14 protein-coding genes and 2 pseudogenes are annotated in these 15,219 nt (G+C 67.0%); 4 read left to right on the top strand and 12 right to left on the bottom strand.

Translation table 11 applies throughout. From position 1 onward, the window contains the following. Positions 1 to 62: 62 nt before the first annotated feature. Entirely contained in the window at positions 63 to 254 is a 192-nt protein-coding gene (locus OHQ90_RS20720; RefSeq protein ID WP_328399900.1) for an alpha/beta fold hydrolase, read from the top strand. Between the two features lie 19 nt (positions 255 to 273). Here OHQ90_RS20720 and OHQ90_RS20725 read toward each other — a convergent pair whose 3' ends face one another. From OHQ90_RS20725 to OHQ90_RS20740, 4 genes and pseudogenes are all read right to left on the bottom strand, one after another. Continuing rightward, entirely contained in the window at positions 274 to 1,599 is a 1,326-nt protein-coding gene (locus OHQ90_RS20725) for an RNA polymerase sigma factor (protein ID WP_328399902.1), read from the bottom strand. Positions 1,600 to 1,614: 15 nt separating this feature from the next. Continuing rightward, on the bottom strand, positions 1,615 to 1,971 hold the full coding sequence (locus OHQ90_RS20730) for a YciI family protein (protein WP_328399904.1): 357 nt from the start codon (positions 1,969 to 1,971) through the stop codon (positions 1,615 to 1,617). A 199-nt stretch (positions 1,972 to 2,170) separates the two neighbouring features. Continuing rightward, positions 2,171 to 2,558 (bottom strand): annotated as a pseudogene (locus OHQ90_RS20735) (ABC transporter ATP-binding protein); the annotation flags it as partial. Between the two features lie 318 nt (positions 2,559 to 2,876). Further along, positions 2,877 to 3,326 (bottom strand): hypothetical protein, encoded by a 450-nt coding sequence (locus OHQ90_RS20740; RefSeq protein ID WP_328399906.1) that lies wholly within the window; start codon positions 3,324 to 3,326, stop codon positions 2,877 to 2,879. A 202-nt stretch (positions 3,327 to 3,528) separates the two neighbouring features. Here OHQ90_RS20740 and OHQ90_RS20745 point away from each other — a divergent pair, with 202 nt between their 5' ends. Next, complete coding sequence (locus tag OHQ90_RS20745; protein WP_328399908.1) at positions 3,529 to 3,756, top strand: hypothetical protein; 228 nt, start codon at positions 3,529 to 3,531, stop codon at positions 3,754 to 3,756. Positions 3,757 to 3,773: 17 nt separating this feature from the next. On the opposite strand, the gene OHQ90_RS20750 is transcribed toward OHQ90_RS20745, so the two are convergent. From OHQ90_RS20750 to OHQ90_RS20770, 5 genes and pseudogenes are all read right to left on the bottom strand, one after another. Continuing rightward, positions 3,774 to 5,312, bottom strand: coding sequence for a hypothetical protein (locus tag OHQ90_RS20750; protein WP_328399910.1), 1,539 nt, complete (start codon positions 5,310 to 5,312; stop codon positions 3,774 to 3,776). Continuing rightward, on the bottom strand, positions 5,309 to 5,641 hold the full coding sequence (locus tag OHQ90_RS20755) for a helix-turn-helix domain-containing protein (RefSeq protein WP_328399912.1): 333 nt from the start codon (positions 5,639 to 5,641) through the stop codon (positions 5,309 to 5,311). The genes OHQ90_RS20750 and OHQ90_RS20755 overlap by 4 nt, the downstream gene beginning before the upstream one ends. Then, on the bottom strand, positions 5,638 to 6,456 hold the full coding sequence (locus OHQ90_RS20760; protein WP_328399914.1) for a tyrosine-type recombinase/integrase: 819 nt from the start codon (positions 6,454 to 6,456) through the stop codon (positions 5,638 to 5,640). The genes OHQ90_RS20755 and OHQ90_RS20760 overlap by 4 nt, the downstream gene beginning before the upstream one ends. Positions 6,457 to 6,893: 437 nt before the next feature. Further along, a pseudogene (locus tag OHQ90_RS20765) lies at positions 6,894 to 7,346 on the bottom strand (ATP-binding cassette domain-containing protein); the annotation flags it as partial. Then, positions 7,343 to 8,008 carry a FadR/GntR family transcriptional regulator gene (locus tag OHQ90_RS20770; protein ID WP_328412971.1) on the bottom strand — a complete coding sequence of 222 codons (666 nt, stop codon included), beginning with the start codon at positions 8,006 to 8,008 and terminating at the stop codon, positions 7,343 to 7,345. The gene OHQ90_RS20770 and the pseudogene OHQ90_RS20765, both read right to left, overlap by 4 nt. Before the next feature lie 247 nt (positions 8,009 to 8,255). Between OHQ90_RS20770 and OHQ90_RS20775 the strand changes: the two genes are divergently transcribed. Both OHQ90_RS20775 and OHQ90_RS20780 read left to right on the top strand, forming a co-directional pair. Then, positions 8,256 to 10,040, top strand: a complete 1,785-nt coding sequence (locus OHQ90_RS20775) for a 2-isopropylmalate synthase (protein WP_328399916.1) — start codon at positions 8,256 to 8,258, stop codon at positions 10,038 to 10,040. Positions 10,041 to 10,143: 103 nt separating this feature from the next. Then, positions 10,144 to 12,489 carry a helix-turn-helix transcriptional regulator gene (locus OHQ90_RS20780; protein WP_328399918.1) on the top strand — a complete coding sequence of 782 codons (2,346 nt, stop codon included), beginning with the start codon at positions 10,144 to 10,146 and terminating at the stop codon, positions 12,487 to 12,489. A gap of 10 nt (positions 12,490 to 12,499) precedes the next feature. Here OHQ90_RS20780 and OHQ90_RS20785 read toward each other — a convergent pair whose 3' ends face one another. The 3 genes from OHQ90_RS20785 to hsaA form a co-directional block, all read right to left on the bottom strand. Then, positions 12,500 to 13,021 (bottom strand): DinB family protein, encoded by a 522-nt coding sequence (locus tag OHQ90_RS20785; RefSeq protein ID WP_328399920.1) that lies wholly within the window; start codon positions 13,019 to 13,021, stop codon positions 12,500 to 12,502. Between the two features lie 126 nt (positions 13,022 to 13,147). Then, entirely contained in the window at positions 13,148 to 13,999 is an 852-nt protein-coding gene (locus OHQ90_RS20790) for an alpha/beta fold hydrolase (protein WP_328399922.1), read from the bottom strand. Then, entirely contained in the window at positions 13,999 to 15,165 is a 1,167-nt protein-coding gene (gene hsaA / locus OHQ90_RS20795; RefSeq protein ID WP_328399924.1) for a 3-hydroxy-9,10-secoandrosta-1,3,5(10)-triene-9,17-dione monooxygenase oxygenase subunit, read from the bottom strand. Before hsaA ends, OHQ90_RS20790 begins: the two co-directional genes overlap by 1 nt. Positions 15,166 to 15,219: the final 54 nt, after the last annotated feature.

The following is a 15,219-nucleotide window of genomic DNA, read 5'->3' on the forward strand; positions in this document are numbered from 1 at the left end:
CGGGCCGCTGGCCCCCCTGTAACAGCAGCCGACGTCACTCGATCAGCCCCGATTAGACGACAATGCCACTGGGCGCGCTGAGCCTCGAACACACCATCGCGCTCTACCGCGCGATCCCGAACTCCGAGTTGGCGGTTTTGCCTGGTGCTTCGCACCTGTTGGTTGTCGAGAAGCCCGGTGAGGTCTACCGCTCGGTCGGCGCATTCCTCACCTCCGAGGCGCCGCGGACCTGGCAGCCGATCCGCCGAGCGTGACCTGAGCCGACCCGCCGCACTAGTTCGGTTCGGCATCGGGCGCTTCGCCCGATGCCCGTTCGCACTCCGCCACTCGGTCGCGCAGGAACGCCCGCTCGGCATCATTGTCGGTCAGCGTTGCGGCGCGGGCGAACTCGGCGCGGGCCTCGTGGTGGCGGCCGAGGTGCACGAGCAGGTCGCCCCGGACGGCGGGCAGCAGGTGGTAGCTGTCGAGCACACCGGCTGCGACCAGTGCGTCGACGAGTTCGAGTCCAGCGGCGGGGCCGTGCACCTTGCTCACTGCCACGGCCCGATTCAGTTCGACGATGGGGGATGGGAATCGTTCGGCGAGAACCGCATACAGGCCTGCGATGCGTCGCCAGTCGGTCTGCTCGGCGCTGGGCGCCATAGCGTGGACCGCGGCGATGGCCGCCTGCAGAGTGTAGCGGCCCGGCGGCAGGCCGCGGTTCCTATCGATTGCGTGGGCGCGGGCGAGGGCGGCGAAGCCGCGGCGGATCAGCAGCTGGTCCCAGCGGGATCGTTCCTGATCTGCCAGGAGGACAAGGGTTTTCGCCGGACCGACGCGAGCCCGCGAGCGTGAGGCCTGCAGCTCCAGCAGCGCGAGCAGACCGTGCGCTTCCGCCTCTTCCGGCATCAGCGTGGCGAGCATTCGTGCCAACCGCAGCGCGTCTTCGCACAGCTCGACGCGCAGCCAATCCTCGCCCGCGGTCGCCGAGTACCCCTCGTTGAAGATCAGATAGATGACCTCGAGCACGGAGTCGAGGCGGGCGGCCAGCTCGGCGCCGTGCGGTACCGCATACGGAACGCGGCGTGCGGTGATCGTCCGCTTGGCGCGCACGATGCGTTGGGCGACAGTCGATTCCGGGACCACAAACGCCCGCGCGATTTCCTCGGTGGTCAGGCCGCCGACCAAGCGCAGCGTCAAGGCGACGCGCGCCTGCGACGACAGCACCGGATGGCAGGCGGTGAAGATCATCCGCAGCAGATCGTCCTCGATCGCCGGGTCCGGATCCAGCGCCACCGACAGTCCCGGCTGCTCCTGCTGCTCGGTCGCGAGTTCGCGACCGAGCAGCAGGAGCTTGCGCGCGAAAGTCTGATTGCGCCGGACCAGATCGATCGCCCGATGCTTCGCGGTGAGCATGAGCCAGCCGCCCGGATTCGGCGGCACCCCGTCGCGTGGCCACTGCTCCAACGCGGCGACCAGCGCGTCCTGGGCCAGCTCTTCGGCGGTGTTGATATCGCCGACAATGCGCGTCAGGCCCGCGACGAGGCGCGGCCACTCCATCCGCCACACCGCCTCGACGGCGCGACCCGGGTGCTGTTCGGACGGCTGCTCACGACTCATCGGCGTCGAATCCGATCAGGCGGGCTCGTCGAGCTGTCGAATTTCGACATCGACCTCCCAGTTCGGCCCGTGGGCCTCCAGGAAGCGCGACGACCACTCCACCGCTTCCGCCTTCGACTTGGTCTGCAGCAGGAAGTATCCGCCGACAACCTCTTTGGACTCGGTGAACGGTCCGTCGAGCACGGTGAGCTTGCCGCCGGACAGCGAGATCCGCGTCGCCTCGGCGATCGGGTGCAGCCCCGCGGTGTCCAGCAGCACCCCCGCCTTGGTCATGTCCTCGACCACCTTGCCGATGGCTTCCATCATCGCGTCGTCCGGCACCTCCGCGGGGGCGGTGGACCTATCGAGGCGGATCAGCATCATGTATCGCATAGCGGCATCCTTTGCTCGTCGTCGTCAGGATCGTTCGATCCTCACTCCACTGCATCGAACGGCCACGGCCGGAATCGACATCGCCCGGGGAACTCTTCTGCGAATTTGTCGCTGTGCTGCCCTGGGCGCAGGACCGATCCTGCCACTCACGGCGGCGCTGGGGCGTGCGGTCGGCGACTTCGGCGCAGGTTGCCGACCGTCAGCGGCTGGGCTCGGCGTCGGTCGGCGCGGCCCACGGGCCGGTGTGGTGGGCGGCGCGCGCGGTCCAGCGGCCGTGGTCGTAGGTGACCCGGACGGGGTGGTCGAAGGCGGCGGTGACGTTGTCGGTGGTGACCGTGTCGATGGCGGGGCCGCTGGCGACGGTGCGGCCGTCCGCGATGAGCAGTGCGTGGGTGGTGGTGCTCGGAAGTTCCTCGAGGTGGTGGGTGACCAGCACCGAGGCGACCTCGGGATGCGTGTCGCCGAGGGTGTCGATGGTTTCCAGCAATTGTTCGCGGGGCCGCCACGTCCAAGCCGGTGGACGGCTCGTCGAACAGCAGCGAGCGCGGTTTCGCGATGAGGGCGCGGGCGATGAGGGTGCGGCCGCGTGGCTAGGCAGGTGGATTCTGGCGTGGGACCGGCAGATCAACCACCTCAGCGGAGGCCGGGGCGTCTATGCCTGTGACCCCCAACGGCCACAGCTACGAACTCTTCACCACCGTGCCCTGAAGGGGTCGCCGACTGGTGGGCTCGCGTAATCAACTGTCGCGGCTTGTCGAGGGTTGAATACGCGATCTCACCAGTCAGGAACCCCAGGTCGACGCGAGTGCCGTGGGCAATGCTGGCCGCCAGCCCGACCAAGCGCTCCTCGCCGCCTCCGACGTAGCCGAGATTTTCCAGGCGGCCCAGGGCGGCCCAATTCCGCTCTAGTATCCCGAGCGCCTCTTGCGCTCCTGCTCGCGTTGCTTGTCGTCCTGGTCGCTCTGCTCGCGCTGCTTGCGCTGCTTCTCTTGCTCATCGCTACGCTCACGTTCGCGGCGTTGTGCGCGCTCGGAGATGGTCTCGCCGCTGGCATTCCACAAGAGCAAGGTTGCGCCCGCCCCGCAGTCCCGAGTGAATGTCACGGTGTCGGCGGGGGCGATCGGAAACTCGGGTTCGTGCAGTATCCGCAAATCGCTACACAGGGCGATCATGGTCGCGGTGGCGGCTTCGGCAGCGGTATTGGTGCAGGTGACTTCGAGGCGCGATGCGATCGGCACCGGAACACAGTTCACCTTGTCCCAAGGTGCGGCGTGCGCCAACGGCGCCGCGAGCATTGTTCCCGCTGCCGCGGCGACGGCAACCAATCCTGCGTGTACCGACCGACGAATTCGCAAGGGGAACCTCCAGGGTGTGTGTCCGCCGAGCGACGTTTCCACTCAGCCCGCACGGTCATCCTGTCAGCTCGGGCCGGTGCTGACATGCCCCGAATTCCCACCGACGAATAGTCGGACATACCAGGCACCACGCTCCTGTCACGGTGCAATACCGATAAACCGGTGGTGATCCTTGCCGGTATGCCCATTCGCGTGGATTCTGTTGCCAGAGGCTCTCGGCGAGGAGGTGGATCCACGCGGCGAGCACCTCGCGACCCTCGATGGTAACGGTGTCGATCTTGATGTGGGCGGCCTGCACCGTGGCGCGGCCGGGCAGTTCGGTGAAGGTCAGCAGGTGAATCGCGGCGCGCTCGAATTGGGAATCGGCTGCGGCAGATCCTGTTTCGAGCAGCGGGCGCAGCTCGTCGGCGCTGTAGGGGTTCCGGACTGACTGGTGAGAGCGCGTATTCAGCTGTCGCGGGTTGTCGACGGTCTCCAGCCAGCGGGCGACCGGAATCTGGGGGCCGTGACGTAGCGGCTCCAGGTGGTCGCTGCTTCGGCAGCGAGTTTGGTAGTGGTGACGGGATGGAAGCCGAGGGCGTCGGCGACGACCGGGGCTGGCATCTGCTGGACGTGCTGGCGCATGGCGGAGGTTCGGGCCGCGACGTTGGCGATGCCGAGGGCTCTGAGCAACCCACCGAGTGTGTCCGGGTGCATGGGTTGTCCGGCTCGCCGGCCTGGGAACAGCCACCGCGAGTCGCGGTTGGTGGCGGTGTTCATGTTGGTGCGGTTGTCGATCCAGGCCAGGAGTAGGTCGGCGGCGGGTTGCGGAATTGGTGACGGGGGTTCGCCGAGGCGGAGCGGCACTTGCTCGCCGTCGCAGATGACGTCATCGATGGTGGGCCGGGCGATGCGGCTGAGGGGCTGGGCGTAGAGCAGGACGATGATGGCGGCCGCGCGTGAACGAAGAGGCTGGTCATCGTGGGTCAGCGTCTGCCCGATCAGTGCGATGCGGTCTTCGGGTGACATCGGCGAGCACTTGCAGGATTCGAATGTCGGCAGGCGGAGACGGCGCAGGAGTTTGCTTTCCATGCACCAGAGCAGAAAGCAGCGCAGTGCTCGCCGCCGGTGTGTGGTGTTCTCGGCGTGCCAGAGATCGATCTCGGCTTGGCCGCAGGTGTCGAGGGTGATTCCCTGGGCGGCAAGCCATTCCAGGAAATGGGTTGCTTGCCGGACCTGGTCGTCGGCGAAGCTGCGGCTGGCTTGAGTGACCGGTTTCCGTTCGGCTGCGCCGCGGAGCCGGGGTAGGACCTGCCAGGTGGCGTAGCGGCGGATGATCTGAGTGTGGTCGGCGTCGTCGATCGGTGTCAGGTGGTTGAGCAGCCAGCGTTCGAACCCGCAGACCTGCTTGTCGATCATCGGTAGGACACCGCAGGCCATAAGCAGTTCCCGAAGGTGGGCGGCTGCTCGCCAGGGCTCGGCGGTGTGGAACGCGGCATGGGTCAGCTCGATGTTCCCGCGGCCGAGGTCGCGCAGCAGGTCCGCAGGGGTCCTGCTCTGACCTTTGCATGGGTAGAGCCACTTCAGCCCGGACAGCGGGTTGTTCATCGCGAGCATGTGCTCGGCGAACCGAACAAGCTCGGGCCGGACTCTGCCGGTGCCGTCATCGAGGAGTTCTGCAAGCCTGTCGGAGAAGGTGCAGCGGGAACACAGGCGGCGGGCATGGAGCTTGTCTTCGCGATGACAACGCGCGCATCGGTAACCGGTGCTGAATCCGGCGCAGTCGGTGCAGATCGGCTCCCGTGAGTCCGGTGCGACGCCGGGCAGGATCCGTTCTTCGTCGCATCCGGGGCAACGACCTCGGATCTTGAGGGCCCGGTCGTGGCAGGTGCGGCAGACATGGCCGTCGGGCCAGCCGGCCGCGAAGCATCCGAACCGGCCGCAACGGGCGCAGGTCTTCTTGTGCCAGCGCTCGAACTGCTCGACTGTCCGGTAGGCCGGACTCACTCCTCCCCGAGGATGCGCTCGGGCCGGGGCCGCAACTTGGCGACCACCGGCGCCTGCCCGGTGGCCTCAGTTCCGGTCCGGCGGACTCCGGCGTTCTCGGCGGAGGTGACAACGAGGTCGGTCGGGGTGCAGGCGAGAATGTCGCAGAGCGCCGAGAGCACCTGTAGCGAGAGCCCTTCCGGGGTGCCGGAGACCAGACGGTGGACCTGGGAGGCGGACAGATCGATGCCGCGCTCGCGCAGCAGCGGGACCAGCTCGGTCGCGGTGAAAACGCCTTGGCTTGCCATGATCTCGCGCAGACGCCAGGTGTAGCCGATGGATCGTTTCATGCCTGTTTGCCTTTCTGGGAGTGCAGAGCCGCCACGACGGTGGCATCGAGTCGTCGCCGCAACGTGCGGGTGCGGAAGTCCGACGACACGCAGGTGTAGAGGGCGGTCGTGGAGGCGTGCTCGTGGCCGACCTGTTCCTGGACGAACCGAGGATCCCAGCCGTCCTCGATCAAATGGGTGACATAGAACCGTCGCAGAGAATGGAAGTCCAGCCCATCGTCGAGGCCGAGCGCCTGCCGGTAGGCGACGAACCGCGAGTTCAGGCGTTGGCAGCCGATCCGAAGACCGCGTTCGGACGGCCAGGCCGCCGGATTGCCATCGGCGCCGAACAGAGGCCGGATCTCGGTGAACCATTCGTCGAGGACCTCGACTGTCCAGCCCCAGACGGTCAGCACTCCGCGCCGCTTCGGCGGCGAACCCTTCTTGGCCTTCCCGAACCGGACCTGGCAGCGACCGAACGACCCGAACTCCGGCCCGTGCGGGTTCGTCCCGAAGTCGGCGGCATCCAGCATCCGAGTCTCGTTGCGGCGCAGACCGAATGCGTACGCCGTTTTGAACAGGGTGGCGTCGCGGAACGCGGGCAGCCAGCCCTTGCGCCCGAACGATCGGATCCGGGCAACTTCGTCATCGCAGTGAGTGAAGAAGGCTTGCAGTTCCGATTTGGTGAACGCCCGTTTCGCCGGGTCGGACTCGCCTTCTTGGACGTGTGTGGCGGTGTTCCATTCGTGCACCACCTGGATCGGGTGCGTGCCGAATCGGCCTTCGCAGGTGGCCGGCCACTCATAGAGCGGATCGGTGACGAAGTGGCAGAACACCCGGACCGCCTCGGAGTAGGAGCGGATCGTCGAGCGCTTCGCCCGGCAAGGCTCCGGCGCGAGGCCGCTGCGCCGCGATCCACGAGATTTGTCAGGCCCTCCGTTGTCGCGGCACCTCCTGTGCCTCGGCGCCTGTATCGGCACGGCGATTTGGACAACGCATCGGCAGCCGCGCTCTACGAGGTAGCCCGTCGGTTTCGGGCCAGTCCCGACAAGCGCCACGATGTGCGCGACCGTGGGTTTCGGCTGCTGTGCGACTACCTTGTGCAGCATCCAGGGCAGACGTGGCAAGAGCGTTGGGAGGCTAGCGAACTCGGCACCCGCGCCGTGTTGTTGACCGAGCTCGTCGAGAACAGGACCCTTTGTGACCGACCTTGAACAACGCCGCCAACGACAGATCCACCTGTAAGTGATGTCGTAGATGACCTGTAGAACCAGCCGCGTTCGCCCTGGGACAGGGTGGGCCAGGTGTCGTCGGCTTTGCCTTTGAGACCGACGGTGTCGATCATGGCGTCGGCACGGCGCAGTTCGTCAGCGGTCGGGGTCCAGCGCATCGGAGTATTGATGGTTGCGGTGATACCGGTCAGTACAACCTGACGGATCGTCAGCGGATACTGCAGTGGGTGGCGCGGATTGACGTGACCGATGGCATGGCGCAGGCGCGCCAGTTCGACCCGGCCGAGTTGCTCCCCGAACACGCGGACGGTGCCGGTGGTCGGGAAGGTGACCGCGCCGCAGAAACCGAGCAGGGTGCTCTTGCCCGCGCCGTTCGGGCCGAGCAGGGCCCAGTGCTCGCCCGCGCGCACGGTGAGCGAGATGCCGTCGATGATTTGTTTGCCCTCGCGGCGGAATGTCACGTCTGCCAGTTCGAGCACGGGTGTGCGGGTCACGTGAACGCTTCCTTCAATGTCGATAGGTGGGAGCGGCTGAATTCCGCTGCGGCCGTGGGGTTTCGGTGTGCGATCGCATCGGTGAGCCGAATGTGGGCGTCGTGGTCGGCCGGTTCGGAGGGAACCGGGCGGATCTTCAGCATGTCGATCATCGCCATGCGCAGCCGGGGCAGGAAGGTATCGAAAAGCTGGGTGAGCACGTCATTGTGTGCGGCGAGGATCACGGTGCGGTGGAAGGCCATATCGGCGTCCACATGCTCGGGGATCGGCTCGCCGCGGGTCTCCCGCGCGGCGAGCGCACGCCGGATCGCGCGCAGATCGGCGGGGGTGCGGCGTTGCGCGGCCAGCGCGGCGGCCTCGGCCTCGATGGCGATGCGGGCCTCGATCACCGAGACGATGGTGGCGCGGCGCAGTACGACGTCCCAGTCCTCGGTGACATCGAGTGCCGTGACGAAGACGCCCGCGCCTTGGCGGCTGTCGAGTAACCCCTTGCCCGCGAGCTCTCGGATGGCCTCACGAAGTGTCGACCGGCCGACGCCGAGTTGGGCGGCGAGGGTGGTTTCCCCGGGTAGCCGGTGACCGAGCGGCCATTCGCCGTCGCGGATGCGCGCCAGCAACAGTTCGGCGGCCTGAGCCGCCAACGGATGACGTCGCACCTGCATAGCGGCCGGATGATCGGGGGTCCGACGCTGCGGCGCACCCGGATCTCCGTCCGCCCGTGTGCTTCGAGGAACCATCGCAACCTCTCTACTTGTCTGAGGAGTTGTGTATAGTCTAGCCATCATGACGCGCACCATGCTTCTCCTTAGCCGCCACGGCGGGGCCTGAACGACCGGCCCCCCGCCGTGGGGCTTTGTCGTGGCCGGTCACTCCTTTTGTGATGGCCGACGGCCAGGAAGCAGACCCGACATGAGTATCCGCGTTTTCCCCACCATTGCGACACCAGCCGGTGACGTGCCCGCCACCGCCCCGGTGTGGAATCGGCAGCGGCATTCCCAGATGCCGTCGCACCGCTATCGCACGGTCTACGATCGCGTGGATGTGCCATTCACGCACCGTGATTGGCCGAATGCGCGACTCGCCCATGCGCCACTGTGGGTGCCTGTCGACCTGCGCGACGGCAACCAGGCCCTGGCCGAACCGATGGATCCGGCCCGCAAGCGGCGCTTCTTCGAACTGATGGTCGCGATGGGCTACAAGGAGATCGAGGTCGGCTATCCCTCCGCATCGCAGACCGATTTCGACTTCGTCCGGTTGATCGCGGATACCGATATCGCACCGGCGGATGTCGCGATCGTCGTATTCACCCCCGCCCGAAGAGATCTGATCGAGCGCACCGTCGAATCGGTTCGCGGCATCCGCAACGATGTGGTCGTTCATATGTACACCGCAACCGCGCCGACCTGGCGAAACATGGTGTTGGGCAAGGACCGTGACGAACTGCGGGAGTTGATCCTGGCAGGCGGACGCGACGTGCTCGCGTTCGCGGGCGACATGCCGAATGTGCGCTTCCAGTTCTCGCCCGAGGTGTTCAACCTGACCGAACCCGACTTCGTGCTCGATATCTGTGACCGCATGACGGCGCTGTGGGAGGCGACCCCACAGCGGCCGGTGGTCCTGAATCTGCCTGCGACAGTGGAGGTTGCGACTCCCAACGTGTATGCCGACCAGATCGAGTACATGCACCGGAATCTGGCGCGGCGCGAGGGCGTCATCCTTTCGGTGCACCCGCACAACGACCGCGGCACCGGAATCGCCTGCGCCGAACTGGCCTTGCTGGCCGGCGCGCAACGCGTCGAAGGCTGCGTCTTCGGCAACGGCGAGCGCACCGGCAATGTCGACATCGCCACGCTGGCGTTGAATCTGCACGCCCAGGGGGTGGATCCGATGATCGACTTCTCCGATATCGATGAGATTCGGCGCACGGTCGAGTACTGCACCCGGATGTCCGTCCATGAACGGCATCCGTACGTGGGTGATCTCGTGCACACTGCGTTCTCCGGCACGCATCAGGACGCGATCAAGAAGGGGATGGCCGAGCATCGCGCGCGGGCGAACGCCGCCGGCATCCCGGAGCGGGAACTCGAGTGGCAGGTCCCTTATCTGCCCATCGATCCGGCCGACATCGGCCGCAGCTACGACGCCGTGATCCGGGTCAATTCGCAATCCGGCAAGGGCGGCATCGCCTACCTGCTGCTCACCGAATACGGCTTGGATCTGCCCCGTCGTCTGCAGATCGACTTCGCGAGACAGGTGCAGGCGCACACCGACGACACCGGCCGGGAAGTCACCGCCGCCGAACTCTATGACCTGTTCGAGGCGAGCTACCTCGACGCGATAGACCCGAGTCCGGTAGGCCTGAAGCAGTGGCGTACCCGCGGCGACGGTCCCGACACGAGCACCGAGTTCATCCTGACCGCCGGCGATGTCACCCACCGGACCGAACATCGCGGCACCGGCCCGGTCGAGGCTCTCACGGAGGCGCTTGCCCGCATCGGACATCGGGTCGAGGTGCTGAACCTGACCCAGCAGTCCATCGGGTCCGGTAATGACGGCACGGCCATCACCTACCTCGAGTACCGCGCCGACGGCGGAACCGAATGGTCCTGCGGAAGAAGCGCTTCCGTGCTCGAGGCGACCTTTGCGGCCGTTGTCCGCGCTGTCAACATCCTCGAGCGGGGGCGCATGAAGTAGCGGTCGAGGGGCGGGGAAGGCTGTCTCGACCCCGTCCGCTACCACCGAGTCCACGAGCGCACGCCCCGCAGGCTCGTCGCGAGTATGCGACATCTTGGGCAAAATGCCCGATATCGGCGGCGCTCGTGCGAAGGTATCCAGCGTGGTGCGGCACGTGTCAGGGAACCTCCCCGCTGAGGTGACGAGCTTCGTCGGTCGGGGCGCGGAGGTTGCCGCGGCCAGGAAGCTGCTGGCCAGCACGCGGCTGCTCACGCTGACCGGGCCGGGCGGGGTGGGCAAGACGCGGCTGAGCAGGCGGGTCGGGGAGGCAGTGCGGCGCGCGTTCCCGGACGGGGTGTGGCTGGTCGAGGTGGCGCACGTCAACGACGGGGAACTGGTGGCATTCAGCGTCGCGCAGGCGCTCGGGTTGCGCGATGACACAAGGGTGCCGCTGGCCGGGTTGACGGAGTTCCTGGCCGACAAGAGCCTGCTGCTGATTCTCGACAATTGTGAGCACCTCATCGATGCGTGCGCGGCGCTGGTCGATCGGCTGATTCCGGCCACAGCCGAGGTGCGAATTCTCGCGACGAGCAGAGAGCCGCTCGGTGTCTCCGGGGAACAGGTGATGCCGGTGGCTCCGCTGCCGGTGCCTGACCTGGACGAAGACTCCGATATGGCTGTCGAGGCCGGCTCCGTCGACAGCGAGGCGTTGCGGTTGCTCATCGAACGGGCCACGGCGGCCAATCCGGACTTCCGGGTGACCGACGCCAATCGCGGCGCGCTCGCGGCGATCTGTCGTCGGTTGGAGGGGATCCCGCTCGCCCTGGAGCTGGCAGCGCTGCGTTTGCGAATGTTCACGCCCGACCAGGTGCTCGCGCGGCTCGACGATGCGATGCGCTTGCTCACCACTGGGCTGCGCACCGCGCCGGAACGGCAGCAAACCCTGGAAGCCGCGATTCGGTGGAGCTACGACCTGTGCACAACCGATGAGCAGCGCCTGTGGGAGCAACTCTCGGTGTTCGCCGGTGGCTTCGACCTGGAGGCCGCCGAGTCGGTGTGCCTGGTCGATCCGCAGGACGCGCTGCTGGATGCACTCACCGGATTGGTGGAGAAGTCGGTGCTCAGCCACCGGCACGACAGCGATGGCACCGGCCGGTACACCATGCTCGAGCCGCTGCGGCAATTCGCGCTGGCCCGGCTGAGGGCGCACGGTGACGAGCGCACCGTCCGGATCAGGCACTGCGACTACTACTATCGGGTCGCTCGACGCGGACGCACCGATTACTGGGGCAGCCAGGACGTTATCTGGTTCCGTGACGTGACCCGCGAACACGCCAATATGCGTGCGGCACTGCAATTCTCGTTGGCCGACCGGGACGGCGCGCATCGCGGGCTGCAGATCGCCACCGAACTGCGACCGTTCTGGGAGCACTACCGGTTCCTGCTCGAGGGCTATCGCTGGCTGCGTGACGCGCTGGACAAGGACCTGGAACACACCACCGATCGGGCTCGAGCACTGGCGGCGGCGTCGGTCATCGCCGCCATGCTCTCGGACACCGCCGAGGCGAGGCGGTTCGTCGACGAATGCGTCGAGATCGGCACGGAATTGGATGCGGTCGAGGTGCTGGTGGAGGCCACGCTGCTCTCGGCGCTGCTGGCGTTCACCGATGCCGATCCGCGCCGTGCTCTCGACATCGCGGAATCGGCCGCGGATCGGGCCCGCGAATGCGCGCATCATGGTGCGGAGATGGAAAGTCTCGCGTTCGCCTATGTCTGCGCGCTGGTGCTCGAAGATGCCCGCGCCGGTGCCATCGCGGAGCGCTTTCTCGCCGAGACCGCCGAGCACGGTTCGCACCTGCTCGGGGGCCTCGGGTACTGGGCGGTGGGGACGGATCAATGGCGTAAAGGCAACCAGGACAAGGCGATCGGTGCGCTGCGCCGTGCGGTCGAGCTGTTCCGGCTCTTCGACCGATGCGTATGGACCGCATCGGGCTTCGACGGACTGGCCTGGGTCGCCGCCGCCGACGGTGATCGGATCCGCGCGGCCAGGCTGATGGGCGCGGCGTCGACGGTGCGGTACGGCAGTACCCAGCGGCTCGCACATGCGATGACCCAGGCGGTCGGGGACAAGGTCCAGCAGCAAGTGCGTGTCGCGATGGGGGACAAGGAGTTCCGCACCGCCTTCGATGCGGGCGCCGCGCTCGGGCTGGACGAAGCCATCGACTACGCGTTGGGCACCGAGACCAAACCGGCCGCCGCGCCGGCGAAGGCCGTTGCCGCCGATGTGCTCACCCGACGGGAGCGGGATGTGGCGCAATTGATCGCCGCAGGTTATAGCAACAAGGGCATCGCGAGCGAGCTCGTTATCTCGATCCGCACCGCCGAGAGCCACGTCGACCATATTCTCACCAAGCTCGGGTTCACCTCCCGAACGCAGATCGCGGGCTGGGTCAGTCAGAATCCGAAGTGAATCGGCGCGGTCAGTCGCCGGTGACGCCGTCGATGCGCTCGCGCAGGAAGTCGGCGTGGCCGTTGTGGCGGGCGTATTCCTCGATCATGTGCACGTAGACCCAGCGCAGGCTGTACTCGGCCGGGCGCCGGGGATGGATGAACGTGTGATCGAGCGGCAGGTCGGCGACGGCGGCATCGGCCAGTTCGACTTCACGGCGGTAAGCCGCGAAATCGGCGGCGGCGTCGGCCTCGAGGATGTCGTCGAAGTCGCCGTCGGGATTGTCCGTGCTGCAGTAGAGGTAGTCCAGCGCTTCGCCACCCGCGCCGGCGCGGAACCATCCGCGTTCCACCTCGCTCATGTGCCGGACCAGGCCGAGCAACGACAGCGAGGACGGTGCGACACATCGCTGTTTGAGCTGCTCGGGATTGAGTCCCGCGCACTTGAGCAGCAGCGTCCGACGATGGAAATCGAGCCACGCCCGCAGCATCGGACGCTCATCGGCGATAAGTGGCGTCTTGCTTCGATCGATGTCAGGAGCGGTCCACGTCACCGGCCGACTGTAACCCGAAACCGTCGGACACAGCTTGCGAATAAACGGCCGAAGCCGCGGCGCCGATGGTGTTCACCGCGGCGCCGCGGCATCGGTATGGCGGCTGTCGTCGCTGGTGACGGCTGCCTACAGACCCGCATTCAGGAAGTCGACGACCGCGCGCTCGAACGCATTTTTCCGCTCGATCTGGACCCAGTGCCCGCACCGGCCGAACAGCCGCAGGTCGGCGTTGGGCAGCTGCCGGGACGGCAGCAGCGCACCCTCGACCGGGGTGACCCGGTCGTCGCGGCCCCACAGCATCAGCACCTCGTGCCGCAAGTTCCGCAGCCGTGCCCACAGCGGCAGCGGTTCGGCGAACGCGGGGTTCGCGAAGGTGATGTAGGCGTCTCTGATGGCCGCGATCGCGGCGGGAGCCGAGGCCGCGACGAGCCGGTCGTCGACGAGTTCGTCGGTGAGCACCGCCTCGTCGAACACCATGGTGCGTAGCCAGCTCAACACCCGCTCGCGGGTGGGATCCGCGGTGAAGTCCAGCAGTCGCCGAATCCCCTCGGACGGCTCGGGGCCGAGCACATTGACCCCGACGCCGCCGGGGGCCATCAGGACGACGCGCTCGACGCGATCGGGATGCTCGAGCGCTATCAGGGTGGCTACCGCACCGCCCATGGAATTGCCGAGCAGATGCACCCGAGGCAACTCCAGCTGATCCAGCAGTCCGATCACCGCATCGGCGGAAATGCGCAGATAGTTCCGCTCGTACACCTCCGGTCGCTCGCTGGCGCCGAAGCCGGGCTGATCCAGGATCAGGCAGCGGAAGTGCTCGGCGAGGACGGGCAGGTTGCCGCCGAAGTTCGCCCACCCGGACACGCCGGGTCCAGAGCCGTGCAACAGCACCAGCGGCGGACCCGAACCAGCCTCGTGGTAGCGGAGTTTCAGCCCGTCGACGGTGATGTGGCGACTGGTCGCCTCGGCGCTGAGCATCACACCATCCGATCTTCGACCGGCAGCCCGAACTCGCCGCGGCCGAACATTGCCAAAGCGCGCTCCACATCGTTGATCACGTGCACGCTGCCCGCATGGGCGTCACGCCAATGCCGTTCGATCGTATTGGGTTTGCGAATCGAATGGCCGCCGGAATTATCGAACAGCAGCTCGATCGCCGCGATTGCGCGTTCGGTGCCGCGCACCTGGTCGCGACGGGTACGCAGGCGGACCTCGTCCGGAATCTCCTCGCCCGCTTCGGCATAGCGCAATTGCTCGGAGATATTGCGCTCCATCTGCAGAATCGCGGCGTCGATCTCGGAGCCGGCGCGGGCGACCCGCACATGCGCGAAACCGTCTTCGGCGACCTTCTGCCCGCCGTAGGACAGCCGCACCCGCTCCCGCATCATCTCGATGTGCGCCTGGTAGGCGCCCTGTGCGGCGCCGATGATCGGCGCGGTGATCGTGTTGGAGAACACCCCGGCGAACGGAATCTTGTACAGCGCAGCGGGATTGGCATCTTGACCGGGTCCGCGCAGCTGGGACTGCTCGGTGGCGCTGTAGGCGCGGTGGTGCGGCACGAACGCCTTCTCGATCACGATGTCGTTGCTGCCGGTGCCGGACAGGCCGACCACATGCCACACATCGTCGATCAGGTAGTCCGCGCGCGGCACCAGAATCGTCAAATAGTCACGGGGATTGCCGTTCTCGTCCGGCGCGAGCGCGCCGAGGAAGGCCCATTGCGCGTGGTCGCATCCGGAGGAGAAGCTCCACCGGCCGCTGACCTCGTAGCCGCCCTCGACGGGAGTGAGCCGCCCGGTCGGGGCATAGGACGACGAGATCAGGGTGTCGGAATCGGCGCCCCACACCTCTTCCTGCGCCTGCAACGGGAACAGCGCGAGCTGCCACGGATGCACGCCGAGCACCGAGGAGACCCACCCGGTGGACGGGCACGCGGAGGCGATCGCACGAATGACCTCGTAGAACGCGACGGGCGAGACCTCGTCGCCGCCGAACCGCGATGGCTGCAGCATCCGGAACACCCCGGCCTCGGTCAGCTCACTGATGCTCGCCACGGGAACGCGCCGCTGGGCGTCGGTGTCCGCGGCTCGCTCCCGGATCGCCGGAAGCAGATCCCGGACCCGATCGAGCACCTTATTGGTCATGACGGGTGTCCTCCTGTGGTTCTGGGCTGCGGCGCGAAAAGCGCCATGCTCTGA

This window comes from Nocardia sp. NBC_00403, from assembly GCF_036046055.1.
Taxonomy (GTDB): domain Bacteria; phylum Actinomycetota; class Actinomycetes; order Mycobacteriales; family Mycobacteriaceae; genus Nocardia.